Source organism: Tsukamurella sp. PLM1, assembly GCF_023168325.1.
Taxonomy (GTDB): Bacteria; Actinomycetota; Actinomycetes; order Mycobacteriales; family Mycobacteriaceae; genus Tsukamurella.
In genome coordinates this window covers 2,293,724-2,320,420 of the sequence record NZ_AP025688.1, presented here as the reverse complement: position 1 = coordinate 2,320,420, position 26,697 = coordinate 2,293,724, and the positions used below count along the sequence as shown (strand labels likewise).

At 73.1% G+C, this 26,697-nt stretch carries 14 protein-coding genes and 11 pseudogenes; 10 read left to right on the top strand and 15 right to left on the bottom strand.

Translation table 11 applies throughout. The annotated features are described in order from the left end of the window. Positions 1–2: 2 nt before the first annotated feature. The 8 genes and pseudogenes from MTP03_RS12045 to MTP03_RS12010 form a co-directional block, all read right to left on the bottom strand. A pseudogene (locus MTP03_RS12045) lies at positions 3–874 on the bottom strand (3-methyladenine DNA glycosylase). Beyond that, complete coding sequence (locus tag MTP03_RS12040; protein WP_248488531.1) at positions 871–1,944, bottom strand: hemolysin family protein; 1,074 nt, start codon at positions 1,942–1,944, stop codon at positions 871–873. The pseudogene MTP03_RS12045 and the gene MTP03_RS12040 overlap by 4 nt, the downstream one beginning before the upstream one ends. Continuing rightward, positions 1,937–3,279: pseudogene (locus tag MTP03_RS12035) on the bottom strand (hemolysin family protein). The gene MTP03_RS12040 and the pseudogene MTP03_RS12035 overlap by 8 nt, the downstream one beginning before the upstream one ends. Positions 3,280–3,423: 144 nt before the next feature. After that, positions 3,424–4,860 (bottom strand): annotated as a pseudogene (locus MTP03_RS12030) (GuaB1 family IMP dehydrogenase-related protein). A 39-nt stretch (positions 4,861–4,899) separates the two neighbouring features. Beyond that, on the bottom strand, positions 4,900–5,343 hold the full coding sequence (locus MTP03_RS12025; protein WP_371820741.1) for a TM2 domain-containing protein: 444 nt from the start codon (positions 5,341–5,343) through the stop codon (positions 4,900–4,902). A 43-nt stretch (positions 5,344–5,386) separates the two neighbouring features. After that, positions 5,387–6,325: pseudogene (locus tag MTP03_RS12020) on the bottom strand (M56 family metallopeptidase). A 20-nt stretch (positions 6,326–6,345) separates the two neighbouring features. Beyond that, positions 6,346–6,732, bottom strand: coding sequence for a BlaI/MecI/CopY family transcriptional regulator (locus MTP03_RS12015; RefSeq protein ID WP_371820740.1), 387 nt, complete (start codon positions 6,730–6,732; stop codon positions 6,346–6,348). A 267-nt stretch (positions 6,733–6,999) separates the two neighbouring features. Beyond that, on the bottom strand, positions 7,000–7,236 hold the full coding sequence (locus tag MTP03_RS12010; RefSeq protein WP_248488530.1) for a PspC domain-containing protein: 237 nt from the start codon (positions 7,234–7,236) through the stop codon (positions 7,000–7,002). 98 nt (positions 7,237–7,334) lie between these two features. Between MTP03_RS12010 and MTP03_RS12005 the strand changes: the two genes are divergently transcribed. Further along, complete coding sequence (locus tag MTP03_RS12005; protein ID WP_248488529.1) at positions 7,335–7,760, top strand: PaaI family thioesterase; 426 nt, start codon at positions 7,335–7,337, stop codon at positions 7,758–7,760. Positions 7,761–7,830: 70 nt separating this feature from the next. Here MTP03_RS12005 and MTP03_RS12000 read toward each other — a convergent pair. Together MTP03_RS12000 and MTP03_RS11995 are read right to left on the bottom strand one after the other, a co-directional pair. Next, positions 7,831–9,263, bottom strand: a pseudogene (locus tag MTP03_RS12000) (NAD(P)/FAD-dependent oxidoreductase). 72 nt (positions 9,264–9,335) lie between these two features. After that, positions 9,336–9,903, bottom strand: a pseudogene (locus MTP03_RS11995) (CGNR zinc finger domain-containing protein). Positions 9,904–9,987: 84 nt separating this feature from the next. On the opposite strand from MTP03_RS11995, the gene MTP03_RS11990 reads away from it, so the two are divergent. Continuing rightward, complete coding sequence (locus MTP03_RS11990; protein ID WP_248488528.1) at positions 9,988–11,016, top strand: DMT family transporter; 1,029 nt, start codon at positions 9,988–9,990, stop codon at positions 11,014–11,016. On the opposite strand, the gene MTP03_RS11985 is transcribed toward MTP03_RS11990, so the two are convergent. Continuing rightward, positions 10,928–11,422, bottom strand: coding sequence for a GNAT family N-acetyltransferase (locus tag MTP03_RS11985; protein ID WP_248488527.1), 495 nt, complete (start codon positions 11,420–11,422; stop codon positions 10,928–10,930). The genes MTP03_RS11990 and MTP03_RS11985 overlap by 89 nt on opposite strands. A gap of 112 nt (positions 11,423–11,534) precedes the next feature. On the opposite strand from MTP03_RS11985, the gene MTP03_RS11980 reads away from it, so the two are divergent. Beyond that, entirely contained in the window at positions 11,535–12,407 is an 873-nt protein-coding gene (locus tag MTP03_RS11980; protein ID WP_248488526.1) for a RimK family alpha-L-glutamate ligase, read from the top strand. Positions 12,408–12,825: 418 nt separating this feature from the next. After that, positions 12,826–12,945: pseudogene (locus MTP03_RS11975) on the top strand (PadR family transcriptional regulator); the annotation flags it as partial. Between the two features lie 315 nt (positions 12,946–13,260). Here MTP03_RS11975 and MTP03_RS11970 read toward each other — a convergent pair. The 3 genes from MTP03_RS11970 to modA are packed head-to-tail and all read right to left on the bottom strand — an operon-like array spanning position 13,261 to position 15,786. Beyond that, the gene (locus MTP03_RS11970) at positions 13,261–14,283 is read right to left on the bottom strand and encodes a sulfate/molybdate ABC transporter ATP-binding protein (RefSeq protein WP_248488525.1); all 1,023 of its coding nucleotides are present in this window, start codon (positions 14,281–14,283) and stop codon (positions 13,261–13,263) included. After that, a complete protein-coding gene (locus tag MTP03_RS11965) occupies positions 14,271–14,987 on the bottom strand; it encodes an ABC transporter permease (protein WP_248488524.1) in 717 nt (238 codons plus the stop codon). The genes MTP03_RS11970 and MTP03_RS11965 overlap by 13 nt, the downstream gene beginning before the upstream one ends. Before the next feature lie 49 nt (positions 14,988–15,036). Then, positions 15,037–15,786 (bottom strand): molybdate ABC transporter substrate-binding protein, encoded by a 750-nt coding sequence (gene modA, locus MTP03_RS11960; protein WP_248488523.1) that lies wholly within the window; start codon positions 15,784–15,786, stop codon positions 15,037–15,039. A 70-nt stretch (positions 15,787–15,856) separates the two neighbouring features. Between modA and MTP03_RS11955 the strand changes: the two genes are divergently transcribed. After that, complete coding sequence (locus MTP03_RS11955; protein WP_248492140.1) at positions 15,857–16,297, top strand: thioesterase family protein; 441 nt, start codon at positions 15,857–15,859, stop codon at positions 16,295–16,297. 87 nt (positions 16,298–16,384) lie between these two features. On the opposite strand, the pseudogene MTP03_RS11950 reads toward MTP03_RS11955, so the two are convergent. Then, a pseudogene (locus tag MTP03_RS11950) lies at positions 16,385–16,750 on the bottom strand (DUF1990 family protein); the annotation flags it as partial. Between the two features lie 139 nt (positions 16,751–16,889). Between MTP03_RS11950 and MTP03_RS11945 the strand changes: the two are divergent. From MTP03_RS11945 to recD, 5 genes and pseudogenes are all read left to right on the top strand, one after another. Then, positions 16,890–17,318, top strand: a complete 429-nt coding sequence (locus tag MTP03_RS11945; RefSeq protein ID WP_248488522.1) for an SRPBCC family protein — start codon at positions 16,890–16,892, stop codon at positions 17,316–17,318. Between the two features lie 23 nt (positions 17,319–17,341). Further along, the gene (locus MTP03_RS11940; protein WP_248488521.1) at positions 17,342–18,148 is read left to right on the top strand and encodes an HAD family hydrolase; all 807 of its coding nucleotides are present in this window, start codon (positions 17,342–17,344) and stop codon (positions 18,146–18,148) included. 48 nt (positions 18,149–18,196) lie between these two features. After that, positions 18,197–21,546 (top strand): annotated as a pseudogene (recC, locus tag MTP03_RS11935) (exodeoxyribonuclease V subunit gamma). A gap of 1 nt (position 21,547) precedes the next feature. Continuing rightward, positions 21,548–24,940 (top strand): annotated as a pseudogene (locus MTP03_RS11930) (UvrD-helicase domain-containing protein). Next, positions 24,876–26,671: pseudogene (gene recD / locus MTP03_RS11925) on the top strand (exodeoxyribonuclease V subunit alpha); the annotation flags it as partial. The pseudogenes MTP03_RS11930 and recD, both read left to right, overlap by 65 nt. Between the last annotated feature and the right edge of the window lie 26 nt (positions 26,672–26,697).

Here is a 26,697-nt window from a genome sequence, read left to right as displayed (position 1 = left end):
GGCTACCGGGGCGGCTCGGTGCCGGGCCAGGCCGCGACCACGGCGCGCAGGCGGTCGCGGATCGGAGCCGCCCGCTCGGCGAGGGCGGCCTGCTCCCGGACGTACTCGCGCCGGCCCTCCGCCGTCTCGATGGCGACGGGCTCGAAGCCGAGCGCCGCGAGATCGTACGGGCTCGCTCGCATGTCGAGTTCGCGGGCGTCGCAGGCCAGCTCGAACGCGTCCGCAACGAGCTCCGACGGTACGCCGGGGGCCAGCTTGAACGCCCACTTGTAGAGGTCCATGCCGGCGTGCAAGCACCCGGGCTGCTCCGAGCCGATCTGGGTCTCGCGGGTGAGCTCGACGGCGTTGCGGAGCGCCGCCTCCGGGGTGAAGAATCGGAACGCGTCGTAGTGGGTGCACGTCAGCTGTCCGGCGCGGACCACCTCGTCGGTGCCGGCCGGGCCGAGGCGCAGCGGCACCGGGTGCCGGGCCTGATCCGCCTCGCGGTAGACCATCGCCCACTCGTGCAGACCGAAGCAGCCGAACACCGGCCGGCGCGCGGCCGTGGCCTCCAGGAGCCGGGACACGTACTGCGCTGTGCCGGCCCGCTTGGCCAGGGCCGCCGGGTCCGGCCGCACCCGCGTCCCGTCGACGAGGTAGCCGCGCGCGCCCCGAACTCCGCGGCCGCGCGCGGGCCGTCGAGCTCCGTGCCGAGCCCCGGGTGCCAGCGCAGCAGGTGCCCGGTCCGGTGCCCGTAGTAGGTGAACAGAAAGTCCCAGACGGGGTGCTTCTCCCCGCGTGCGGCGCGCTCGCGGTGCGCCCGCACGAACGGTTCGAGGCGTGCCCGGTGGGCGGCCGCACGGGCCGCCCACGCGGGGTCGTGGAGCACCGTCACACCCGGTGCGTCCCGTCGCGCACCGTGCCGACGAACTCCTCCACCACGTCCTCGAGGGCGACGATGCCGATGGTCCGGCCGTGGTCGTCGGCGACGGCCGCGAGGTGCCCGCCCATCCGGCGCAGGTTCGCTGCGGCCTGGTCGAGGGACAGCGCACCGTCGACGACGGGAAGGGGGCGGATGCGCCCGGCCCCGATGACGGTGTCCGGGCCGACGGCGGCGTCCATGATGTCTTCGAGCACGTCCTTGACGTGGAGGTACCCGGTGAACGCGCCGGTCCGCCCGCGGACGGGGTAGCGGGAGTAGCCGGTCTCGGCGACGGCCGACTCGATGTCGCCGAGCGTCGGTCCCCACATGCCGTCGCGGCCCTCGACGGCCTGCAGGCCGCGGATCGCCGACAGGCCGATCGCGACGTCCGCGACAGTGCGCCGGGACGTCTGCAGCGCGCGGGTCAGGCGCACCCGCTCCTCGGAGTCGATGAGCCCCTCGTCGTGCGACTCGGCGATCAGCTCGCTGAGCTCTCCCGCGGAGACCGTGCCGTCCAGCTCGTCCCGCGGCTCCACGCCGCCGGCGCGCAGCACCAGCATCGCCATCCAGTTGTAGACGGCGATGAGCGGCCGCACCAGCCGGACGAACGCGACGTGCGGGGGCACCAGCAGCATCGCGGCGGCCTCGGGGCCGGCCAGCGCGATGTTCTTCGGGACCATCTCGCCGAGCAGGATGTGCAGCACCACCACGAGCCCGAGCGAGACCGTGAACGAGATCGGGTGCAGCAGGGCTTCGGGCACGTGCGCCCAGCCGAGCGGCTTCTCCAGCAGGTGCGCGATCGCGGGCTCGCCGACCTTGCCGAGCAGGATCGAGCAGATGGTGATGCCCAGCTGGCAGCCCGCGAGCATCAGCGACAGGTTCTCCGACGCCTTGATCACGGCCTTCGCGCTGGACCGGCCCTGCTCGACCAGCGCCTCGAGCCGGTCGCGGCGCGCGGCGATCAACGCGAATTCGGCGGCGACGAAGAAGGCGTTCGCCGCGAGCAGCAGGACCGTCAGGCCCACGCCGAGGAGGTCACTCATGGGTCACCTCCACCAGATCGACGCGGCGCCCGTCCATCCGGGCGACGCGCGCCGACCACTGCACCGGGGGACCGGCGTCGTCGTCGGCCGCGGGATGATGCGGCAGCGGCGTCCGGTCGCCGACCTCGGGGACGCGCCCGAGGAGGAACATCACCAGGCCGCCGAGGGTGTCGTAGTCGCCCTCGGGCGCCCGGTAACCGGTGTCGCGCTCGAGCTCGTCGACGCGCAACAGGCCCGAGCAGAGGTAGCCGTCCTCCGTGCGCTGGACGTCGACGGGTTCGTTCGCGTCGTGCTCGTCGCGCACGTCGCCCACGATCTCCTCGATCAGGTCCTCGACGGTGACGATGCCCGCGGAGCCGCCGTACTCGTCCACCACGAGCGCCATCTGCAGGCCGTTGGCCCGCAGCTGCTCCATCAGGGCGTCGCCGTCGAGCGTCGCGGGCACCACCGGGGAGCGGTCGCGATCGTCGTGACCGGCGTCGCGGCCCGGCGGTCCGCCGGCACCGTCAACGCCTGCTTGACGTGCACCAGCCCGACGGTGTCGTCCAGGTCGCCCCGGACCACGGGGAAGCGCGAGTGACCGGATTCGATCGACAGCGCCACCAGGTCGGCGACGGTGGCGTCCTCCTCGAGCGAGTGGATGCGCTGGCGCGGGGTCATCAGTTCCTCGGCGGTGAGCTCGCCGAACTCGAGGCTGCGGCCCACGAGCTCGGCCGTCATCTCGTCGATCGCGCCCTGCGCCGCCGAGTTGCGGACCAGCGCGCTGAGCTCCTGTGCCGAGCGCGCGGAGCTGAGCTCCTCGGCGGGCTCGATGCCCAGGCGCCGCACCAGTGCGTTCGCGGTGCGGTTGAGGAACGAGATCGCGAACCGGAAGATCGTGGAGAACAACGACTGCGCGCCCGCGGTGAGGCGGGCGGTGGCCAGGGGGCGTGCGATGGCGAGGTTCTTCGGGGCCAGCTCGCCGAGGACCATCGACAGCGACGTCGCGATGATCAGGGCCAGGATGAGGGTGAGGGCGACCGAGGCGGTGTCCGGCATGCCGGTCCACTCCAGCGCGGGGCGCAGGAACTTCGACAGCACGGGCTCGGCGAGGTAACCGGTCACCAGCGTGGTGATCGTGATGCCCAGCTGCGCGCCGGAGAGCTGGAAGGAGAGCGTGCGGTGCGCGGTCTGGACCTGCTTGGACCGCCGGTCGCCGCGGTCCCGCACGTCGGCGTCGACGGTGGACTTCTCCAGCGCAGTCAGGGAGAACTCGGCCGCGACGAACAGCGCGGTGCCCACGGTGAGGGCGAGGAAGCCGACGATGGCGCCGATCGTCATGAGGGCGTCAGCCATCGGCCCGCCTCCTCGACGTCCGGGGTGTCTGGGTTCGTCGTCGGCGGCGTTTGCCGGGTCTTCGGGCCTTCATGGTCCTTCCAGGGGTCGAGGGCCGACGCGTCGGTCGGCTGCACGCAGTCTACCGACGATCGGCTCGCGATCTCACCAACCGCCGGGCAGCGGCCGTCCCTCCGCGAACCCGGCAGCGCTCTGCACCCCGACGGTGGCACGCTCGTGGAACTCGGGAACGCTGCGTGCGCCGGCGTAGGTGAACGAGCTGCGCACGCCCGAGGTGATGCGATCCAGCAGGTCCTCGACGCTGGGCGCGTCGGGGTCGACCCGGATCCGCGAGCTGGAGATACCCTCCTCGAACAGCGACTTCCGGGCGCGGTCGAACGCGCCCTCGCCGGCGGTGCGGGCGGCGACGGCGCGCTTGGACGCCATACCGAAACTCTCCTTGTACGCCGAGCCGTCGGTGGCGTACTTCATGTCGCCGGGGGACTCGTAGGTACCGGCGAACCAGGAGCCGACCATCACGTTGGACGCGCCGGCGGCCAGTGCCAGGGCCACGTCGCGCGGGTGCCGCACGCCGCCGTCGGCCCAGACGTGGGCGCCGAGCTCGCGGGCGGCCGCGGCGCAGTCGAGCACGGAGCTGAACTGCGGGCGGCCGACGCCGGTCATCATGCGCGTGGTGCACATCGCGCCGGGGCCTACGCCGACCTTGACGATGGTCGCGCCCGCGTTCACGAGGTCGCGGGCGCCGGCGGCGGCGACGACGTTGCCGGCGGCGATGGGCAGGCCCAAGTCGAGGGCTGCGACGGCCTCCAGCGCGTCGAACATCTTGGCCTGGTGGCCGTGCGCAGTGTCCACGACGAGCACGTCGGCGCCCGCCTCGGCGAGGGCACGAGCCTTGGCGGCGACGTCGCCGTTGATGCCGACGGCGGCCGCGACCCGCAGCTTGCCCTGCGCGTCCGTCGCGGGGGTGTAGATGCCGGCCCGGACAGTGCCGGTGCGGGTGAGCACGCCGTGCAGGCGATCGTCGGCGTCGACGATCACTGCGAGGTCCGAGTGGTCCTTGTCGAGCAGGTCGAAGACCGCCTCGGGTTCGGTGCCCGGCCGCGCAGACGAACGACGTCGTCATCACGTCGCGCAGCCGGGCGAATCGATCGACGCCGTCGCACGCGGCGGCGGTCACCAGGCCGACCGGGCGGTTCTCGGCGTCGATCACCACGACGGCGCCGTGCGCGCGCTTGGGAAGCAGCGCGACCGCGTCGCTCACCGAATCGTCCGGGCCGAGGGTGACCGGGGTGTCGGCGACGAGGTCGCGGCTCTTGACGTATCCGATGGTCTCGGCGGCGGCGGGCAGGGGAGGTCCTGGGGCAGGACGACGATGCCGCCGCGGCGCGCGACGGTCTCGGCCATGCGGCGGCCGGCGACGGCGGTCATGTTGGCGACGACCAGGGGAATGGTGGTGCCCGTCCCGTCAGTCGACGAGAGGTCCACGTCGAAACGAGAGGTGACGTCCGACCGGTTCGGGACGAGGAAGACGTCGTCGTAGGTCAGGTCGTACTGCGGGCGGCTATCGGTGAGGAAGTGCACGTGGCGCGAGTCTAGCCCACTCGCGCCACGTGCTACGAATCACTGCTTGAGCGGACGTCCCTGGGGGTCGCGGACCTTGCCGGTGAGGATCATGATCCCGTCGATGAGGGCCCAGATCGCGACGCCGAGCACGACGAACACGCCGATGATCACGATCGCGAGGACGTAGCCGAGGATCGTCAGGCCGAGCTGGATTCCGCCGGTCTTGTTGTCGCCCAGGTAGAATCGGCCCACGCCGAACTGCCCGAGGAAGATCTGCAGCAGACCCGCGACGAGTTTCGACTTGTCCGACAGCGGCTCACCCGTGAGCGGGTCGCGGCCGTACGGTGCGCTCGGGTCGGCACCGAAGGCGGGGTAGCCGGGCTGGGGGTAGCCGGGCTGCTGGTACTGGGGCTGCTGGTAGCCGGGCTGCGGGTAGCCGGGCTGCTGGTACTGGGGCTGCTGGTACTGAGGCTCGCCGTAGGGATTCTGCGGGTCGGTCATGGGATTCTCCTCCTCGTGGAGTCCCCGATGGTAGTGGTCGCGGTCAGTGCGTGAAGAGCCGGTACAGCTCCGTCAGCCAGGGCACCGCCACGGCGACGGTGGGGACCACCAGGATCAGCCCCGCGAGCAGGTAGACGCCGGTGCTGAACAGTGCGCTCGCGGGGGTCAGCGAGAGCCGCTCGACCCGGACCAGGGTGCCCGTCGACCCCACCGCGAGGGCGCCGCGCGGCGCGGGGCTCTTGGCGCAGGTCACGAGGGCGTTGGCGAGGGTACCCGGCCCGCGGCGGCCACCGCCTCGTCATCCGCCAGGAGCTCGACGAGCAGCTTGACCGAGTCCAGGGCCGCGGACGACCGGGGAGCCGGGGAACGCGTGGTGGACGGCGGTGAACGCCTCCAGGACCAGGTCGTGCCGCGACCGCAGGTGCGCCCGCTCGTGTGCGAGGACTGCGGTCAGCTCCTCGTGGCTGAGCTGGTTGATCGTTCCCACGCTGAGCACGACCCGGTGACGGAGGCCGGGCAGGCAGTAGGCCAGCGGCTCGTCGACGCCGAGGACGCGCAGGTCGGCGGCGGAGACGGGGTGGTCACCGTCGACGGCCTGCGACAGGATGTCGACGACGGTGCGATGACGCGCCCGGCGCCGGCGCGTGCGGATCGCGAGCCGCACGGTCGAGGTGATCAGGCGGGCGCCGATGAGCAGCGTGAACGCGAACGCGATGACGGCGACGGTCCACGGGACGATGCCGAGCTGGCGCAACTCGTCGATGGGGTTGGTCGTCGGCCTGCCGTCGGGCCCGGGGACCAGGAGCCAGCTCGCGATGACCAACCCTGCGCTGAACGCGGACAACACCGCCGCGAGAGCGATCGCCTGCCACAGCACGAGGGCCGCACGCGGGGAGCGGATCGGCCAGGAGGCGCGCGCGAGCCAGGTGGGGACAGGCCCCGCGAGCAGCAGGGCCAACAATCCGAAGACGACTGCGGCCATGACGCGAGCCTACTGGCTCGTCAGGACCGACCGCGACGATCGGCCTCGCCGGCTTCGAGGCTCGCGAGTGCGCGACGCAACGCCTCGGCCTCGTCGGCGCCCACGCGCTCGACGAAGTGGACGAGCGCCGCCTCGCGTGAGCTCTCCGCTTGGGCCAATGCGTCGAACATCAGGTCGGCCACCAGTTCCTCGCGGCCGAACGTGGCCGCATAGCGGTGCGCGCGATCCGTGCGGATCTGGGTGACCAGCTTCTTCTTGGCCAGGCGCTGCAGCACCGTCATCACTGTGGTGTACGCGAGTTCGCGGTCCGCGGAGAGCGATTCGTGCACCTGTCGCACGGTCTGCGGTTCGGTGGACGCCCACAGGTGGTCCATGACCGCGCGCTCAAGATCTCCCAATGCCGCCATTGCAGCGATTCTACTCGGCATGGCCCAGATCGCTACGACGGAGTGTCGTAATCCACGCCACATCAATTAGGGCTTGCTTAGTTAGGGGAGGCTGTCCTAGAGTAGGTCTCGTCGCCGAGAGCGACGAGTGATCCACATCGGACCGAGACGCGAACTGAGGGCTGCAGTAATCCGCCGGTCTGTGCCACGGCGGGTCCGGGGATGGCTGAGCCCCGGACCCGCCGATCACTTTCTTCTCGCGCCGTCCCGGGCGTCGACGGGATGCCGTCACTGATCCTTGGGCATCACGAGCCAGAGCAGCAGGTACAGCAGGAACTGCGGGCCCGGCAGCAGGCAGGACACCACGAAGAGCACGCGCACCAGCGTGGCGTCGATGCCGAAGTAACGGGCGATCCCGGCGCAGACGCCGCCGATCCAGTTGTTCTGCGTGTCCCGCGCGAAGCGCTTCTGCGGAGGAGGAGTGGGGAGGTACGGGTTCTGGGTGAAGGGCGAGTTCTCGGTCATGACTCCACAGTGCCCGCCGGCGGGCGATCCGGCATCGGGGTCTTCCCCGAATCCGGCCCGGAGATCCCGGCGCCGGGACGCCGACCTAGGGTGGGTCCATGACGCAACCGACAGCTGGGCAGCAGCAGGTCATCGACGGGATCCTCGCCGGCGGGGCCGCCGGGTTCGACACGATCCTCGGCCTCGAGTACACCGAGATCACCCCGGACGGCGTGCGGGCGACGCTGACCCTGCGCCCCGAGCTGCACCAGCCGTTCGGCATCACCCACGGCGGCGTGTACTGCTCGATCGTCGAATCCGTGGCCAGCGTGTCGGGCGTGGTGTGGCTCGGCGGGGCCGGGCACGTCGTCGGCGTGAACAACAACACGGACTTCCTGCGCGCCCTCTCGAGCGGCACGCTCGCCATCCGCAGCACCCCGATCCACCGCGGCCGCCGGCAGCAGCTGTGGCTCGTGGAGATCGACTCCGCGGACGGCAAGGCCGTCGCCCACGGCCAGGTGCGGCTGCAGAACATCGACGCCTAACCGCCGCTGGAACGCGACGAGCGCGTCGCCGGATCAGGCGGCGCGCTCGTCGGCGTCGAGTGGGTGCGGGTCAGCCGGCCTTGTCGGCCTTCTCCGCGTCCTTCGACGGTGTCGCGGCGGGTGCGGCCTTCGGCAGTACCTTCGGCGAACTGGTGTGCACCGGCGGGATGGCCCGCTTGGCGCCGGTCTGGATCGCGTCGAGCGCGGTGCGCGCGTACACCTGCTGCTCGGTGATCGTCATCTGGCCGCGCTTGTTGGTGAGGAACGTGATCGCCCACGACGTCAGCGTGATCACCCGGTTCTGGTAGCCGACGATGTACCACAGGTGCAGCGCCAGCCAGCCCAGCCAGGCGAGGAAGCCGCCGAACTCGAGCTTGCCGACCTTCGCCACCGCGCTGGCGCGCGAGACGGTGGCCATCGAGCCCTTGTCGAAGTACTTGAACGGCTTGCGCTCGGCGGGCGTCTGCCCCTCCAGGCCGCCCTTGATGGCCTTCGCCGCGTACGTCGCGCCCTGGATGGCGCCCTGCGCCATGCCCGGCACACCGTCGACCAGCATCATGTCGCCGACGACGAACACGTTGGGGTTGCCGGGGATCGTGAGGTCCGGCAGGACCTTCACGCGCCCGGCGCGGTCGGTCTCGGCGCCCGATTGGTCGGCGAGGATCTTGCCGAGCTTGCTGGCGGCGACGCCGGCGGACCACACCTTGCACTGCGCCTCGATGCGCCGCCTGGTGCCGTCCTTCTCCTTGACCACGAGGCCGTCGGCGTCCACATCGACGACCATCGCGTTGAGCTGGATCTCGACGCCCATCTTCTCGAGCCGCTTGGCGGCCATGGTGCCCAGCTTCTCGCCCATCGGCGGCAGGACGGCGGGCGCCGCGTCGAGCAGGATGACGCGGGCCTCGGTGGGGTCGATGTTGCGGAACGCGCCCTTGAGCGTGTTGTCCGACATCTCCGCGATCTGGCCCGCGAGCTCGACGCCGGTGGGCCCGGCGCCGATCACCACGAAGGTGAGCAGGCGCATGCGCTCCTCGTGGTCGTTCGAGAGCTCGGCCTGCTCGAACGCGCCGAGGATACGGCCGCGCAATTCGAGCGCGTCGTCGATCGTCTTCATGCCGGGCGCGAACTCGGCGAACTGGTCGTTGCCGAAGTACGACTGGTCGGCGCCAGCGGCCACGATGAGGCTGTCGAACGGGGTGACGGTCTCGCGTTCGAGCAGGTGGCTGGTGACCGTGCGGTTCTCCAGGTCGATGTCCGTCACCTCGCCCAGCAGTACCTCGGCGTTGCGCTGCTTGCGCAGGATCATCCGGGTCGCGGGGGCGATCTCGCCCTCGGAGAGGATGCCCGTGGCGACCTGGTACAGCAACGGCTGGAACAGGTGGTGCGTGGTCTTCGCGATCATCGTCACGTCGACGTCCGTGCGCTTGAGGGCCCGGGTGCCGAACAGGCCCCGAAGCCCGATCCGATGACGACCACCCTGTGGCGGTGCGTTCCGTCGCTCATTACTCTCGTCGCTCCTGCGTTCGCGTCGAAGCCGGGTTCGCCGGCGTGTGCAGTCCTACCGTAGTCGCACCGTCAGTCCCCGTCGCGGCCCGCGTCCGAACTCGTCGCCCGGCGCTCCCGGTACGCGGCCACATGCGTGCGGTTGCCACAGTTGCCCTCCGAGCAGAACCGCCGCGACCGGTTCTTCGACAGGTCGACCAGGACCCGGTCGCAGTCGTCTGCGGCGCAGCGCTTGAGTCGGTCGACGTTGCCGCTGCGGACCAGGTCGACCAGGGCCATCGCCGACTCCGCGCGGATCCGAACGGGGATCGGTGCATCGTCGGGTGTGAAGTGCAGGTGCCAGTCCCAACTGCCGTGACGGGTCAGGCGCGGCTGCTGCGGTGCCGCTGCGAGCATCTCGTTGACGATGCCGGCCACAAGGTCGGGGTTCTGCGCGGCCCACACGCGCGCCAATTCGTCCCGGAGCGCGTGCACGGGCGAGGTCGCCCGCATCCGCGCTGTTCCACCCGGTGAACTCGTGCAGGCGCAGGTACTCCTTGAGGGCCCCGACGGTGCCGAGTCGCTCCTCACCGGCGTAATCGCTGTTGACCAGGTCGGCCGCCATCAGCAGGGACGGCTCCGTGTCATGTGCGAATTTCATTTGACTCCTTACAGCGGCGACCCCTACTGTCACCAGTGTAAATCACTTGACTCCTTACAAGGCGCGTGTAGACGGAGGTGACTCATGGGTCGGGGTATCGCTATCGCATTGGTGTCGGGGTTCGCGTTCGCGATGTCCGGCCCGTTCGGTAAGCCGCTACTCGAGGCGGGTTGGAGTCCGGCCGGGGTGGTCCTCGTCCGGGTGTGGATCGCCGCGCTGGTCACGCTGATCCCGATGCTCGTCATAGGGCGCGCCCGGCTGGCCACGCTCCGCCGGGCGCCGTTCACGGTGCTGGCGTACGGACTGCTCGCCGTGGTCGCGGTGCAGCTCGCGTACTTCAACGCGATCGCCCACATGTCGGTCACCGTCGCGCTGCTCATCGAGTTCTCGGCGCCGCTGCTGGTCCTGGTGTACCTGTGGGTGCGGTTCGGCCGGCGCCCGTCGGTGCGCACCACGATCGGCGCGGTCGTCGCGGTGGCGGGCCTGGTCGCCGTGGTCGGTGCCGCGTCCGGCGGCGCGGTGGTCACGCCCGTCGGCCTGGCGTGGGCCGTGCTGTCGCTGATCGGCCTGGCCGCGTACTTCCTCCTCGCCGAGGACGGGACGCGAGCGGAGGACCCCGTCGCCGGGGATGCGGAGGACGGGGTCGGCACCGTCGACCAGCTCGCGCTGGCGGTGGGCGGCCTGGTGGTGGGGGCGCTGTTCCTGACCGCCACGTCGCTGGCGGGGGTCACCCCGGTCCGGGTCTCGACGCAGCCCGTGGTGCTGGGCGCGTTGGGTACGGTGCCGTGGTGGGTGCCCGCGGTGGTCATCGGCGCGGTCGCGACAGGGCTGGCCTACGTGGCGGGCATCGTCGCGATCAACCTGGTCGGGCCCACGCTGGCGTCGTTCCTGGGGTTCTCCGAAGTGGTCGCCTCCGGCGCGGTCGCGTGGTTGATGCTGGGCGAGGCGCTGACCGCGGTGCAGATCGGGGGCGCCGTGGCGATCATCGCCGGCATCGTCGTGGTCAAGCGGGGCGAGCGCCCCGCTACGCCGGTCGGGCGTCGGTCCGCGCCACCAGTTGCGCCAGCCAGTCCGCCCGATGCACCTCGTACTCGACCCGCGCGTACGGCGTGAGGTCCGCTTCGGCCGTGTCGCCGAAGTCGACTTCGTCCGCGAGGGACTCCCAGTCCAGCATCGCGATGTCGAGCTGTTGCATGCCCAGCCCCGCGAGCACGCGGCGGGATGCGAGATTGGACCACGCCGTCGAGGCGTACACCCGCCCCGTCAGGCTGCGTTGGAACGCGTGATCCACCAGCGCCGCGGCCGCCTCGCGGCAGAATCCCCTCCGCCGGTGCGCCGCCGCCACCGAATAGCTCAGCTCCAGGCCGCGGGCGCTGCTGTGGCGGGCCGCGCGCAACGCGATCCGGCCCAGCGTCCGGCGCGTGTGCCGGTCGACGATGTGGAACCGCCCGTCGTCGGCGGGGTGGCCCGCCCGGCCGGTGGCAGGCGCGAGGTGCAGCCGAGCCGTCTCGATATGCACGTGCAAGTCACCCCTCACAGCTGCCCAGGGTAGCCCCTGCGGGCCGGCTTCCGGCGGACTTCACGCGGGTGTCGCGATGGTGACCGGCGGGTGGACTGCCATACTGTCGGGCGTGACGTACCGAATCGCTCTTGCCACTTCTGCGGCGCAGCCGGACCTCGATGATCGCGGTCAGGAGATTCTCGCCGCCCTGCGGGCCGCCGGCCACGAGGCCGAGGCCGCCGTCTGGACCGACTCCGCCGTCGATTGGGAGGCGTTCGACGCCGTCGTCATCGCCGGCGCGTGGGACTACGCGCAGCGCTACGACGACTTCCTCGGCTGGGCCTGGCGCGCCGCCGCGCAGACTCTCGTGCTCAACCCCGAGCCGCTCGTGCGCTGGTACGCCGACAAGCGGTACCTGGCCGACTACGCGTCCGAGGGCCTGCCGATGGTGCCCGCACAGTTCATCACCGTCCACGACGCGACGCTCGACCACGACTACCTGGACGTCGACCACGTGGTGCGCCCGTCGATCAGCGGTGGTCTGGCGGAGGCGTTCCGGTTCGGGCCCGCCGACGCCGACGCGAGCCGCGCCAAGCTCGAGGAGATCAAGGCGTCGGGCTCGTCGGTCATGGTTTTCCCGTACGCCGGCGAGGTCGGCAGCATCTCGCTGGTCTACATCGGCGGCGAGTACAGCCACGCCTTCGGCCGTGACCTCGCGGCCGAGGTGAACGGCGATCCGGCCGAGGGCCGTCCCGCCGAGGTGTTGACCGACGCCGAGCCGACCGACGCGGAGCGCGCGCTGGCCGATGCGGCGCTCAAGCCGATCGACCCCGCGAACCCGCCGCTGTACGTGCGCGTGGACCTCGTCCGCACCCCAGCGGGCGACCCGCTGATCCTCGAGGTCCAGGTCGTCCAGCCGGACCTGCACCTCGAGCGGATCGACGGTGGCGCCGCGAAGTTCGCCGATGCCGTCGTCGCGCGGATCGCGGCCGCGAAGGCCTGACCAGCACAGACAGCGTGTGAACGTCCCCGTCCGGATATCCGGGCGGGGACGTTCTGCATCTCAGGGGTTGTCACTTGAACACTCGCGATATATCGTGAATGCATCGGGTTGAGCGGAACATGCGTCGACCCCCTACCGAAAGGAGTGCCACCATGCGTAGGCACATTCACGATGAACAGCGTTGCGACCCCGCTTCCGGCACGGCGGGTTCCCCGGCGGTCCGGGCGGCCGCGGCTTCGGTCCGGGCGGATTCGGTCCCGGTGGTCCCGGTGGTCCGGGAGGCCCCCGGGGGCCGTTCGGCCCCGAGGGCTTCGGGCCCGGCGGCCCGGGGCGTGGACGGGGCCGCGGTCGCGGCCGACGGGGCGTCCAGCGCGGCGACGTGCGGATCGCGGTCCTCAAGCTCCTCGAGGCGGCGCCGATGCACGGCTACCAGATCGTCTCGTCGATCGAGGAGCGCACGGCCGGTGCCTGGAAGCCCAGCCCCGGCGCGATCTACCCCACGCTGAGCCAGCTCGAGGACGAGGGTCTCATCACCATCGCGCGCGAGCAGGGTCGCAAGGTCGCCACGCTCACAGATGCGGGCCGCGAGTACGTCGAGACCGCGCTCGCCGGCGCGCCGGACCCGTTCGCCGGGTTCGACGGCGGCTCCGCCGAGCGCGGTCACCTGCGGGAGACGCTGCGCGAATTGCACGAGGTCACCCGACGGGTGGCCCGCACGGGCAACGCGGAGCAGACCGCCGCGGTCGACACCATTCTCGGCGACGCGATCAAGCAGGTCTACCTGCTGCTCGCCGGCGTGGACCGCACCCGCCCGGCGCGGCCGACGGGGTGGCGGAAGAGAGCGCCGAGCGGGTCAGCGAACCGGAGGACGACGAGCTGTAGCCGCCCGGCGGGTCCGCGCGGGGTCGGGCTCCAGTTGCACCGGGTCGCCCGGGCGCAGGTCCCGGTGCCGGTCGGCGGGGAGCTCGGCGACGAGCGCGGCGCCATCGGCGGTCCGGGCCGTGACCCGGCACCGCCCGCCGGCCACCGTCACCTCGACGACGGTGCCGGGCGTCCCGGCACCGTCGGGCCCGCTGACGCGCACCGCGTCCGGCGGGAAGACCCACACGTCCTCGCCGTCCGGCAGCAGGTTCATCCCCGCCAGCCGGGCGGCGAACGGCGTTGCGGGGGAGAGCAGCAGGTCGGCCGCGGGACGCAGATCGGTGATCCGCCCGTCCTCGAGGACCGCCGCGGCGTCCGCGAGCGCGACCACGTCGGCGGCGTCGTGCGTGATGAGTACGCAGGTCCGGCCGGCGAGGTGCTCGCGGAGCACGCCCCGGACCTCTACGCGCGCGCCGACGTCCAGCGCCGACAGCGGCTCGTCGAGGAGCAGCACCTTCGGCTCCGCGGCGAGCGCGCGGGCCAGCGCGACCCGCTGCGCCTGGCCGCCGCTGAGCTCGTGCGGGCGGCGTTCGGCGAGCTCCGCCGCGCCGACGGCCTCGAGCCAGTGGTCGGCGGCCGCGGCCGCGACCCGGCGCGCCACCCCGGCGCTGCGCGGCGCGAACGCGATGTTCGCCCGCACGCTCAGGTGCGGGAACAGTCGCGCCGTCTGGCCCAGCAACGCCACTCTCCGGCGGTGCGCCGGGACCCACTCCTCGGTGCCGCGGTCGTCGGTGCCGTGGCCGGCCGCGAACACGGTCTCGCCGGCGACGGTGATGCGCCCGGCGTCCGGGCGGACCAGCCCGGCGATCGCGTCTGCCACCGTCGACTTGCCGGTGCCGTTGGGGCCGAGCAGGGCGAGCACGGCACCGTCGGGCACCACGAACGCGGCGTCGACGCCTCGGCCGGGCACCGAGACGGCGACTTCCAGGCCGGGCCCCGCGGTCACCGGCGCCACGCCCGCATGCCGTAGACCAGCGACACGATCACCGCGGCCGTGACCAGCAGCACCAGCGACAGCGCGACCGCGGCCTGCGGATCGGTCTCGTTGCGCAGGTAGATCTCCAGCGGCAGCGTGCGCGTGGTCCCCGCGAGCGAGCCCGCGAAGGTGAGCGTCGCCCCGAACTCGCCGAGCGCCCGCGCGAAGGTGAGGACCACGCCGGACGCGATCGACGGCAGGACCAGCGGCAGCGTGATCCGGCGCAGTGCGATCGACGGTGACGCGCCGAGCGTCGCCGCGGTCCGTTCGTAGTCCGTGCCCAGGGTGCGTAGCGCCTCGACGGCGAGCACCAGGAACGGCAGGGCGACGAAGGCCTGCGCCAGGACCACGGCCACCGTCGTGAACGCGATGTGGCCGCCGATCCCGCCGTACTGGCCCACCAGGCCACGCCGGCCGAACGCGTACAGCAGCGCGATGCCGCCGACCACCGGCGGCAGCACCAGCGGCAGCAGCACCACCGGGCGGAGCACGCCGACGAACCGGGACCGGCTGCGCGCGAGGATCACCCCCAGCGGCACCCCGAGCACGATGCAGACGGCCGTCGCGGCCAGCGAGGTCTGCAGCGACAGCACGAGCGCGGCCCGCGAATCGTCCGAGGTGATCAGGGACCAGAAGTCGGACCACTCGACCTTCGCGATGATCGCGACGAGCGGGACCAGCACGAACGCCGCGCCGAGCGCGGCCGGTACCGCGACCCAGCGGGGAACTCCCTCACGGCGCCCCGAAGCCGGCGGCCTCGAGCGCGCGCCGGCCCTCGGGACCGCGCACGTACTCGATGAAGCCCTGCGCGCCTGCGGCGTTCTTCGCGCCGGACAGGGTGGCGATCGGGTAGACGTTGACGGCGTCCGCCGCCTGGGGGAAGTCGACCGCGCCGACGGCCCCGTCGGTGCCGCGCACGTCCGTCTTGTAGACGAGGCCGGCGTCGGCCTGGCCGTGCCGCACCTTGGCGAGCACACTCGAGACGGCGTCCTCCTCGCTCACCGGGGCGAGGGTGACCCCGGCGGCCGCGGTGACCTTCGCGGTGGCGACACCGCAGGGGACCGGCTTCGCGCACACCACGACCGAGACGCCCGGCTTCGTCAGGTCGGCGAGGGAGGCGATGCCCTTCGGGTTGCCCGGGGCCGTCGCGATGGTGAGGGTGTTGGTGGCGAACGGCTCGGCGCCGCTCACCAGCCCGGCGTCGCGGGCGCGGTCCATCGTGGGGGTGTCGGCGGTGGCGAAGACGTCGGCCGGCGCGCCCTGGGTGAGCTGGGTGAGCAGGCCCGACGAACCGCCGAACGAGAACTTCACGGTGGTGCCGGGACGGGTGGCGGAGTAGGAGCGGCCCAGTTCCTCGAAGGTGGCTTTGAGGCTGGCCGCGGCGTACACGATCACGGTGCCGGCACCGCCCGGGCTCGAGGGCGCGGCACCGTTGCCGGACGTTCCGCAGGCCGCCAGGGATGCCGCGAGGAGGGCGGACATCAGAACTCGTGTGGCGCGCATCGCAGCTCCCGGTGGCAGGTGATCGTGTTCCGTGACCGACAATAACGGCATGGCGAGTCACGAGGTGAAGGTCCCGATGCGCTGGTCCGATATGGACGCGCTCCAGCACATCAACAACGTGTCGATGCTGCGGCTGCTCGAGGAGGCGCGGATCCGGTTCATGACGGAGTTCGCCACGGGGCCGGGCTCGGGTCGGATCACGATGTTCGTCGCGCACCAGGAGATCGACTACGTGTCGCCGCTGCTGTACTCGCCGGAGCCGGCCCGGGTCGTCATGCGGGTCACCAGGATCGGCGGATCGGGCTTCGACATCGGGTACGAGGTGATCGGGGCCGACGGTGCCGTGGCCGCGATCTCCGAGACCTCCATGGTGGTGGTCGACGGTGCCGCCTCGGGTCGCCCGGTGCCGATCCCGGACGATCTCCGGGCGCAGCTCGAGGCCCTCGTCGGTGAGCCCGTCCCGTTCCGCCGGCGCCGCGTGTCGGCCTGATGCGTCACCGCGTGACGCGCCCGCCGCCGCGAGGTAGCGGCGGGTCATCGCGGCCTGCAGTGCGCGGCCGAACGGCGCTCCGAGCCGCGTGTACCACCGGCCGGGCCGGGAGAATGCGCTGACCACGGCGACGACGGCACCGTCGGGCTGCTGCGGCGAGGAGCGCAGCTCCACGCAGAACAGCTCCTCGCCGCTCTCGGGGTGGCCGGGCAGCGTGCCGTACGCGAAGCCCGCCCGGCCGGGTTCGTCGATCGTGTAGACCACCCGGCAGGGGATCCGGACCGGGCCGAGGAACCGCGCGCGCAGCAGCACGACGGTGCCCGCGCGCGCGGTCGGGGTGCTCGCCCGCACCCGCATGCCCGCGCCGCGCTGCATCCCGAACGACAGGATCGACGCGCGGACGGCGGTGAAGTCGTCGGGTCCGTGGCCCACGACCCGCTCCGCGCGGACCACGTGGGCGTCGGTGGGCGGGGTGCCCGCGGTGGCGCCGACCTCGGGGTAGGTGAACGGGGCGTGGGCGAAGGCGGCGAGGTCCGGCACGGTTCCCGACTGTAGTGTTCGATTCGATCATTCACCTGTGAAGGAGTAGAGCGTGGCGAAGGTCGAGAGCACCGTCGAGTTACCGCCCCCGGACACGGCCTGGGAGAAGGCCGCGGACCTGAACCTGCTGCCCGAGTGGGTCACCCTGCACGACGGCTACCGCAGCCCCCTTCCCGACGAGCTGAAGGCCGGCGTGCGGATCAGTTCCGTCGTGAAGGTCAAGGGCTTCCGCAACCGCGTCGAATGGACCATCGACACCTACGAGCCGCCCCGCAAGCTGGTGCTGGACGGCCGGGGCGTCGCCGGGACCAAGTACAAGCTGACCGTGACCGCGACGCCGGCGGGCACGGGGACGCGGATGGCGCTGCGCGCCGATCTGGGCGGGCCGCCGCTGTTCGGGCCGATCGGTTCGACGGTGGCGCGCGCGTTGAAGGGCGACATCGAGGAATCGTTGGATAGGTTCAAGAAGCTGTTCGTGTAGCGGGTCGGGAGAGGGACGGGCGCGTGGAGATCACGGATCTGGTCGGGACCGCGGTTCGCAGCGGGGTGACCTGGGGCGCCGATGCGGTCCGGCGTCTGCGCGCGCGGTCCGGGTTCGACGGTCCGCGGCCCTGCCACGTGCTCGTCCTCGACGTCGACGACACCCTGATCGATACGGCTGCGGCCATGCGGACCGCCGCCCGTGCGGGCGCGCTCGAGGTGTGGCCGCAGTCGAGCGCCGCCGACCGGGAGCGGTTCGGCGAGCACTTCAGCGGCGACCCGGAGGGCATCTTCGCCCGGTACACCGCGGGCGAGCTCCGGTTCCACGAGATGCGCAAGGCCCGCATCGCGACGGCCGCGTCCGATGTCGGTCTGGTGTGGGAGTCGCGGCGCTACCGGCGGTTCTGCAGCGGCTACGACCCGGCGTTCGCCGCGGCGCAGCGGCTGTACCCGGACGCGATGGCCGCGGTCCAGGCGGCGGAGCGGTGGGGCATCACGGTGGTGCTGCTGACCAACTCGTCGAACTCCGCGACCCGGATGAAGCTGCAGGTCCTCGGGGTCTCCGAGCGGTTCGAGCACGTGGTCACCACGGACACGTTGGGCTTCGGGAAGCCGGACCCGCGGATCTTCGAGCACGCGTGCGCGCTCGCCGGAGCCGCGCCCGCCGATTGCATCGCGGTGGGCGACAACTACGCCAACGACGTGGCGGCGGCACGGGACGCGGGGTTGCGCGGGCTGTGGCTGGACCGGTCCGGCCGGGGGATCGGCGGGGAACCGCCGTCCATCCGCGCGCTGTCCGAGTTGCCCGCCGCGCTGTCCCGGGCGGTCTGACGCGCCCGTCGGCGTTCCGTGTCGGACCCGCGTGTTAGAACTGCGGCCATGCTGACCGTCCATCGATCCGAGCGCGGCGACGTCCTGTTGGACGCGCTCGCGGAGGTCCTCGCCGCCCCCGGCGCGGACCCGTTCGCGGCGGAACTGATCGCGGTCCCGGCGCGCGGGGTGGAGCGCTGGATCAAGCAGGGACTCGCATCGCGGCTGGGCATCGCCGCGAACATCGCGTTCCCCACCCCGGCCGCCCTGGTCGCGGACGTGGTGGCCGCCGCCTCCGGCATCGCGGTGGACGCCGATCCGTGGCGGGGCGTGCGGCTGGTCTGGTTGGTGCTCGCGGCGATCGACGAGCTGGCGTTCGAGCCCGCGGGCCGGGTCCTCGCCCGGCACCTCGGGGTCGAACGGCCGGGCGGCTGGGCAGACCAGCCCGGCCATCGTCCCCGCCGGCGCTACTCGACCGCGGAGCTCGTCGCGGGCCTCCTGCGTTCGTACGGCGCGAACCGGCCGGGCATGCTCGTGGAGTGGGCCGCCGGCCACGACTCCGACGGGGTCGGCGGCGAGCTGCCCGAGGATCTGCGCTGGCAGGCCGAGCTGTTCCGCCGGGTACGGGCCTGGCCGGGGTGGCCAGCCCTGCGGAGCGCCTGGCGGCGGCGTGCACGGCGCTGCGGGCCGACCCGGGCGTCGTCGAGCTTCCGGGCCGCGTGTCGGTGTACGGGCCCACCCGGCTGCCGACGGATCAGGCGGGGTCCTGTCGGCGCTCGCCGCCGGCCGGGACGTGCACCTGTGGCTGCCGCATCCGAGCCCCGCGCTCTGGTCGGGTGCCGTGGCCGCCGGCACCGAGTCCGACGGTGCGCTGCCCGTGCCGGTGCCGCGCGCCGTCGCGCCCGCGGCGATGAACCCGCTGCTCGCGTCGCTGGGCCGGGAGGCACGCGAACTGCAGGCCCGGGTCGCGCCGCTGGCCGGCGCGGACGTGCACCATCCCGGTCCCGCGCGCCCGACGACGCTGCTGGGGGCGCTGCAGGCGGCCGTCGCGGCCGACGCGCCGCTCACCCCCACGGCCGCAGCCGACGGGTCGCTCGAGTTCCACGCGTGCCACGGGCCGCGCGGATGATCGAGGTGCTCCGCGAGCGGTTGGTGCGGTTGTTCGAGGACGATCCCACGCTCGAGCCCCGGGACGTCCTGGTGACCTGCCCGGACATCGAGACCTACGCCCCGCTGATCCGGTCCGCGTTCGGGCAGGCCGTCGCCGGGGCGGGGGCACCGTCGGGCGAGCCGACCGAGGCGGGGGACCGGGTGCACCCCGCGCAACGGCTGCGGGTGCGCCTGGCTGACCGGGCGCTGCGCTTCACGAACCCGCTGCTGGACGCCGTGGTCACGGTGCTCGAGCTCGCGGACGGTCGCGCGACGGTGGCGCAGGTGCTCGACCTCGCGGCCACCGAGCCGGTGCGACGCCGGTTCCGCTTCACCGATGCGAACATCGAGCGGCTGCGCGAGTGGGCGGGGCCGTCGGGCGCGCGCTGGGGCCTCGACGCGGCGGGCCGCGAGCGGTTCGGGCTGGGCGGGTTCCCGCAGAACACGCTCGCGACCGCGCTGGACCGGATCGTGCTCGGCGTGGTGGCCGACGAGTCCGACGGTGACTGGCTGGGCCTGGGCCTGCCGCTGGACGACGTGGATTCGACCGACATCGACCTGGTCGGCCGGTTCGCCGAGTACCTCGCGGTGCTCACCGCGGCCGCCGCGGACAGCCGTGGCCGCCGTCCGGCGCGGGAGTGGGCGGACTCGCTGCAGCGCCTCACCGGCGAGGTGGGCGCGGTCGCCCCGGCGGACGCCTGGCAGGTCACGCAGGCCGGACGAGAGCTCGCCGCCGCGCTCCGCGACGGCGCCGACCGCGATCTGACCCTGACCGAGGTGCGCGCGATGCTGGACTCGCGGCTGTCCGCGAAGCCCACCCGCGCGAACTTCCGCACCGGCGAGCTGACGGTGTGCACCCTGGTTCCGATGCGCTCGGTCCCGCATCGCGTGGTGGTCCTGCTGGGGCTCGACGACGAGGTGTTCCCCCGGTCCACCCGCTTCTCGGGCGACGACGTCCTGGGCCGCACGCCGTGCGTGGGGAGCGCGATCCCCGGGCGGAGGACCGCGAACTGTTCCTCGACGCGGTGACGAGCGCCACCGACCGCCTGCTGGTGTTCTACACCGGCGCGGACCCGGTGAAGGGCACGGTCCGGCCTCCGGCGGTGCCGGTGGCCGAGCTCCGCGACGCGGCCCGCGCACTGCTGGCGGCGCGGCCGGCGGACGGCGCCGAGGTGGAGGGACTCGAGTTCCGGCACGCGCTGCAGCCGTTCGACGCCGACAACTTCGACCCCGACCGATTCGGTACTGGCGTGCCGTTCTCGTTCGATCCGGCGGCCTATGCGGGCGCGGTCGCGGCGACGGGCGAACCGCAGCGGCCGGAACCGTTCCTCGACGCTCCGCTCGCCCCCGCGGCGGCCGTCGAGGACGTCGATCTCGATGCGCTGCTGCGGTTCTGCGAGCACCCGGTGAAGGCGTTCCTGCGCCAACGATTGGGATTCACGGTGCCCGACCAGGACGAGGAACTCGCCGAGGCGCTCACCATCGCGCCGGACGGCCTGCAGAAGTGGGACATCGGCGAGCGGATGCTCGGTTCGGCGCTGGCCGGAGTGCCGCCGGAGAAGTTCGCGGCCGCCGAGATGCGGCGCGGCACCCTGCCTCCGTTCGCCCTGGGCGCCGCCGTCCTCGACGACGTCGCGCTCACCGTGGCCGACCTGGCTCGCGTCGCCGGGCCGCACCTGTCCGAACCGGGCTCGACGGTGGACGTCGCGGTCGACCTCGGCGACGGTCGCCGGCTCGTCGGGTCCGTCCCGTCGGTCCGCACCGGCGGGATCGTGCGGGCCTCGTACAGCAAGCTGGCCCCGAAGCACCGGATGGCGGCGTGGGTCGCGCTGCTCGCGCTCGGGGCGAGCGGGCGCGCCGGGGCGTCGGCGGTCGCGATCGGGCGGGCCCGGTTCCGCGGCGTCCTGACGTCCACGCTCAGGGTGCCCGACGACCCCGTCGAGCAACTGCGGCGGCTCGCGGACCTGCGCGAGCGCGGCCTCTCCGAGCCCCTGCCGCTGTTCCCGAGCGCATCGGCGCTGTACGTCGAGCGCGGGGTCGCCGGCGACAGCGCGGCGCAGGCCCTGGAGGCCGCCCGCGCCGAGTTCGGCGGCGCGTTCGGTGACGGCAAGGACCGGTCCGTGCGGTACGCGCTGGGGGAGTCGGCGTTCGACGACGCGCTGGGACCACCTCGGGGCGTCGAAGCCGAATACTCCCAGGCCGGCACCCGCTTCGGCGCGCTCGCCGCACGGTTGTGGGTCCCGCTCGTGACCCACGAGGAGGTGCGCTGACATGGTCCGCGAATCGGTGCTCGGCGCCACGCCGTTCGAGCTGACCGGCCCGCTGCCCGCGGGGCCCACGACGACGGTGCTCGAGGCCAGCGCCGGCACCGGCAAGACGTACGCGATCGTCGGCCTGCTGGCGCGGTACGTCGCCGAGGGGGTCGCCGAGCTCGGCGAGATGCTGCTGATCACGTTCTCCCGGGCGGCGACCCAGGAGCTGCGCGAGCGCGCCCGCGCCCGGCTGCTCGGCGTCGAACGGGCACTGCGCGACCCGGACACGGCGCGGGCCTCGGCCGACGAGCTGGTCCGGTACCTGGCGACCGGCGCACCGGCGGAGGTCGCCGCGCGCCACCGCCGGCTGGTGGCCGCCCTGTCGGACTTCGACGCCGCCACGATCACCACCACGCACGGCTTCTGCCAGCGGATGCTCGAGGCGCTGGGCCTCATCGGCGACCTCGAACCCGGCGTGCAGTTCGTCGAGGACATCGGCGAGCTGGTGCAGGAGGTGGCCGAGGACGCGTATCTGGCGATGTTCGCCGGGCGCTCGCGCCCGCCGTTCCCGCTCACGACCGCCCTGCTGTACGCGCGCACCGTCGTCGCCAATCCGCGCGCGGAGATCACCCCGCGCGACGCGGAACCGGGCACCGACGTGGCGGAGCGCGTGCAGTACGCCGAGGCCGTGCGGCGCGAGGTCGACAGGCGCAAGCGGGCCGGCCGGCTGCGCGACTTCGACGACCTGCAGGGGCTGCTGCGCGCCGCACTGGTGGACCCGGCGCACGGCCCCCGCGCCTGTACCCGCCTGCGCGAGAAGTACTCGGTCGTTCTGGTCGACGAGTTCCAGGACACGGATCCGGTCCAGTGGGACATCCTCCGCGCGGCCTTCCACGGCGCGCGGACGCTGGTGCTGGTGGGCGACCCGAAACAGGCGATCTACGCCTTCCGCGGTGCGGAGGTGTACAGCTACCTGGGCGCGGCGCGGGACGCGACGACGCGGCAGGCGCTCGACGTCAACCGGCGGTCCGACGGTCCGCTCGTGGCGGCGCTGCAACACTTGTACGGCGACGTCGCCCTCGGCGACGCCGACATCGTGGTGGGGCAGGTGAGCGCCCAGCACGGGGTCGCGCGCCTCCCGGGGCCGTCGCTGCGGCTGCGCCACCTCGGGTCGAACGGCGTCGGTCCCAAGACCCAGTACGGCGTGCCGCGCGTACCCGGGGTGCGGAGGGCGGTGCTGCGCGACGTCGCGGCCGACATCGCGCGGACCCTCGCGGCGGGGGACGTGCTCGACGCCGACGGGGACCGCGTCCCCTGGCACCCAAGGACATCGCGGTCCTCGTCCGCAAGAACGAGCACATCGCGGAACTGCAGGCGCTGCTGCAGGGGCACGGCGTCGCGGCCGTCGCCGCGGGCGGCGCCAGCGTGTTCACCACGGCGGCGGCCACCGACTGGCTGCGGGTGTTGCAGGCACTCGAGAACCCCGGCCGCAGCGACCGGGCGCGGCTCGCGGCGCTCACCCCGCTGTTCGAGTTCACCGCCCGCGACCTGGACGAGCGCGGCGACGAGCTGGTCTCGGAGATCAGCGGCCGGCTGCGCACCCTGGCCGGTGTGTTCGCACGGTCCGGGTTCGCGGCGATGTTCGACGCGGTGGCCACCGGTTCGCGGTTCGACGAGCGCATGCTCGGGCGGGTCGGCGGCGAGCGCGTCCTCACCGACCTGCGCCACGTCGCCGAGCTCGTGCAGCACGCCACCGTCACCCTGGGGCTCGGGCTGGGCGCGGCCACCCGCTGGCTGGCCGAGCGCATCGCCGATCCCGGCCTGGGTGGCACCGCCGACCCGGCCCGCCGCCTGGCCACCGACGCCGCCGCGGTCCAACTGATGACGGTGCACGGGAGCAAGGGGCTGCAGTTCCCCGTCGTGTACCTGCCGTTCGCGTGGGATTCGTTCGGCGGCTTCGGTGATCGCGACACGTTCACCTTCCACGAGGACGGCGTGCGCTACGTCGATGTGGGCGGCAAGGACGCGCCGGGCTACGCCGCACGCCTGACGGTCTCGCGCGAGGAGGAGGCGGCCGAGGAACTGCGCCTGCTCTACGTCGGCGCCACCCGGGCCCAGTCCAGGCTGGTGCTGTGGTGGGCGCCCAGCACCACGACCAAGGGCTCGCCGCTGCACCGTCTCCTGTTCTCGGCGGTCGGCGGCGGCCGGGTGCCCGACGCCGCGGCGCCGCTGCCGCCGGACGCCGAGGTCGGGGCCCGGCTGCGGGAATGGGCCGCCCCGATCGAGTCCGCGGTGTCGATCGAGCCGGTCGACCTCGCCGCCCCGCCTCCCCGCAGTGGCACCCGCCGTTCACGGGCTTCCCGACGCTGGAGCTCGGCCGCGCGGTGCGGCGGGTGGACCCCACGTGGCGCCGTACCAGCTACTCGGCACTGGTCGCGGACGCGGCGCACGGTCCCGCGGACGCCGCGCCCGACACGGGGAGCGAGCCGGAGGAACCGATCACCGCCGACGAGCCCCTCGACGAACCGTTGGGCTCGGCGGCCGAGGCGGGCGGCGCACCGTCGAGCCTGATGAACGGGCTGTCGGGCGGCGCGGTGTTCGGCACCCTCGTGCACGAGATCCTCGAACATGTCGACACCGGCGCACCCGACCTGGAGGCGGAGGTCCTCGCGCGGTGCCGCGAGGCGGCCGAGTTCGGCGCCACCGGCGACGATCCGGCGGAGGTGGCGCGCGCGCTGGTCGCCGTGCTGCGGACGCCGCTCGGCACCGGTCCACTCGCGGGCCTCACCCTGGCCGATGTCGCGCCCGGCGATCATCTCGCCGAGCTCGACTTCGAGATCCCGCTCGCCGAACGGGACTCGGCCACGCTCGCCCGCATCGCCGATCTCCTGGACGAGCACCTACCCGCGGGTGATCCGCTGGCGCCGTACGCGGAGCGGCTGCGCGAGGTCCCCGGCGCCGCGCTGCGCGGCTACCTCACCGGCAGCATCGACTCGGTGCTGCGGGTCCGGGGCGAGCTGGGCGATCGGTTCACCGTGGTCGACTACAAGACCAACCGGCTCGCGCGGGGCGATCTGACCACGGCGGACTACACGCCCGGGGCGATGGCGCGCGAGATGATCTCGTCGCATTACGTGCTCCAGGCGCTGCTGTACTCGGTCGCGCTGCACCGGTTCCTGCGCTGGAAGCTGACCGGCTACGCGCCGGGGGAGCACCTCGGCGTGATCCAGTACCACTTCGTGCGGGCGATGATCGGCCCCGACACCCCGCCCGGGGCGGGGTCTTCGAATGGCACCCGCCGGCGGCGCTCGTCGTCGCGGTGTCCGACGCGCTGGCAGGGGAGGGCGATGAGTACGACGGAGCCGACGCTGCTGGAGACGTTCGCCGACGCCGGTGTCCTCGGCCCGGCTGACGTGCACGTCGCGGCGACACTGGGCCGGCTCGGCGGTGAGACCGACCAGTCGGTGCTGCTCGCCGCCGCGCTCGCCACCCGCGCCGTGCGGCTCGGGTCGGTGTGCCTGGAGCTGAGCCGCCTGCGCGACGTCGCCGTCGACGTCGAGGGCGACCTCGACGTGGCCGCGCTGCCCTGGCCCGATAACGCCGCCGTGCTCGACGGGCTGCGGCGCAGCCGCTCGTCCTGGGCGCTGCGTCGGGACCGCTGCGTCCATTGCGGCTGGTGGGTGACGAGCTGCTCTACCTCGACCGGTACCACCGGCAGGAGCAGACGGTCCGGGCGATCCTCGACGCCCGCGCGGGCGCGGCGCCCGGCGTGGACGCCGCGCGCCTGCGGGACGGTTTGCGCACCACGTTCCCCGAGCCGGGTCCCGACCGGCAGCGGCTCGCCGCCGCGGCGTCGGTACTCGGGCAGACCACGGTCCTCGCAGGTGGGCCCGGCACGGGCAAGACGTACACGGTGGCGCGGATCCTGTCGCTGCTGTTCGACCAGCACGGCCCCGGCCTGCGGGTGGGGCTGGCCGCGCCCACCGGACGCGCCGCCGCACAGCTCGCCGGCGAGGTCCGGACGCAGGGCGCCGAACTGGGCCTCCCGCGCGAGATCCCGGCGCAGACGATCCACCGCATGCTCGGCTTCAAGCCCGGCAACGCCAGCCGGTTCCGCCACGACGCGGGCAACCACCTGCCGTATGACGTGGTCGTCGTGGACGAGACGTCGATGGTCTCGCTGACCATCATGTGCCGCCTGCTCGAGGCATTGCGGCCCGAGGCGCGGCTCATTCTGGTCGGCGACCCGGACCAGCTGGCCTCCGTCGACGCGGGCGCGGTGCTGGGCGACCTGGTGGCCCGCGGGGTGACCCGCACGCCGTCGCCCGAGCTCGACGCGGTGCTCGCCGACGAGGCGGCGCGCGAGGGTGAGGACGAGGCCGGCCTGGATCCGGCCGAGCTGGCCGAGGCCCGCCGCGGAGTCGTCCGCCTGCGCCGCGGCCGCCGGTTCACCGGGGCGCTCGGTGAGCTGGCCGACGCCGTGCGGCGCGGTGACGCCGACGCCGTGATCGCGCTGGCCCGCGCGGGCGGCGACGGCGCGATCGAGTGGTGCGATCCTGACGATCTCGTGGGTCTGCGCGCAGACGTGGAGCGGGCGAGCACGGTCACCGTCGGTGCGGCGCAGCGCGGGCTCGCCGCCGAGGCCGCCACCGGCGTCCAGCTGCACCGCGTACTGTGCGCGCACTCGGAGGGACCGTCCGGCGTCACTCGGTGGGCGCAGCTGGCCGAGGAGTGGGCGGGCGTGCGCGCGGGCGGCGCGGGTTGGTATGCGGGCCAGCCGCTGCTGGTGACCGCGAACGACTACGACGCGAAGGTCTACAACGGCGATGTGGGCGTCGTCATCGCCCACGACGGTGATCCGCAGGACCTGCGTGCCGCTTTCGCCCGCGGCTCCGACGTGGCGTTGCTGTACCCGAACCAGCTCGTCGCGGTCCGCACCGTGTACGCCATGACGATCCACCGCAGCCAGGGCAGCCAGTACGAGGCCGTGTCCGTGGTGATCCCGCCTGCGGATTCGCGGCTGCTCACCCGGGAACTGCTCTACACCGCGATCACCCGGGCCCGGCGGAAGGTCCGGCTCCTCGGTTCCGAGGAGGCCCTGCGCGCCGGCGTCGAGCGGCAGGTGTTGCGGGCGAGCGGCCTCGGGGAGACGCTGGGGTATGACCGAAC

Excerpts from the sequence above, each read along its gene's own strand:
- MTP03_RS12005 (WP_248488529.1), top strand. The coding sequence starts at position 7,335 with ATGACGCAACCGACAGCTGGGCAGCAGCAGGTCATCGACGGGATCCTC.
- modA (WP_248488523.1), bottom strand. The coding sequence starts at position 15,786 with ATGTCCGCCCTCCTCGCGGCATCCCTGGCGGCCTGCGGAACGTCCGGC.
- MTP03_RS12010 (WP_248488530.1), bottom strand. The coding sequence starts at position 7,236 with ATGACCGAGAACTCGCCCTTCACCCAGAACCCGTACCTCCCCACTCCT.
- MTP03_RS11990 (WP_248488528.1), top strand. The coding sequence starts at position 9,988 with ATGGGTCGGGGTATCGCTATCGCATTGGTGTCGGGGTTCGCGTTCGCG.
- MTP03_RS12040 (WP_248488531.1), bottom strand. The coding sequence starts at position 1,944 with ATGAGTGACCTCCTCGGCGTGGGCCTGACGGTCCTGCTGCTCGCGGCG.
- MTP03_RS12025 (WP_371820741.1), bottom strand. The coding sequence starts at position 5,343 with ATGACCGACCCGCAGAATCCCTACGGCGAGCCTCAGTACCAGCAGCCC.
- MTP03_RS12015 (WP_371820740.1), bottom strand. The coding sequence starts at position 6,732 with ATGGCGGCATTGGGAGATCTTGAGCGCGCGGTCATGGACCACCTGTGG.
- MTP03_RS11955 (WP_248492140.1), top strand. The coding sequence starts at position 15,857 with ATGGCGAGTCACGAGGTGAAGGTCCCGATGCGCTGGTCCGATATGGAC.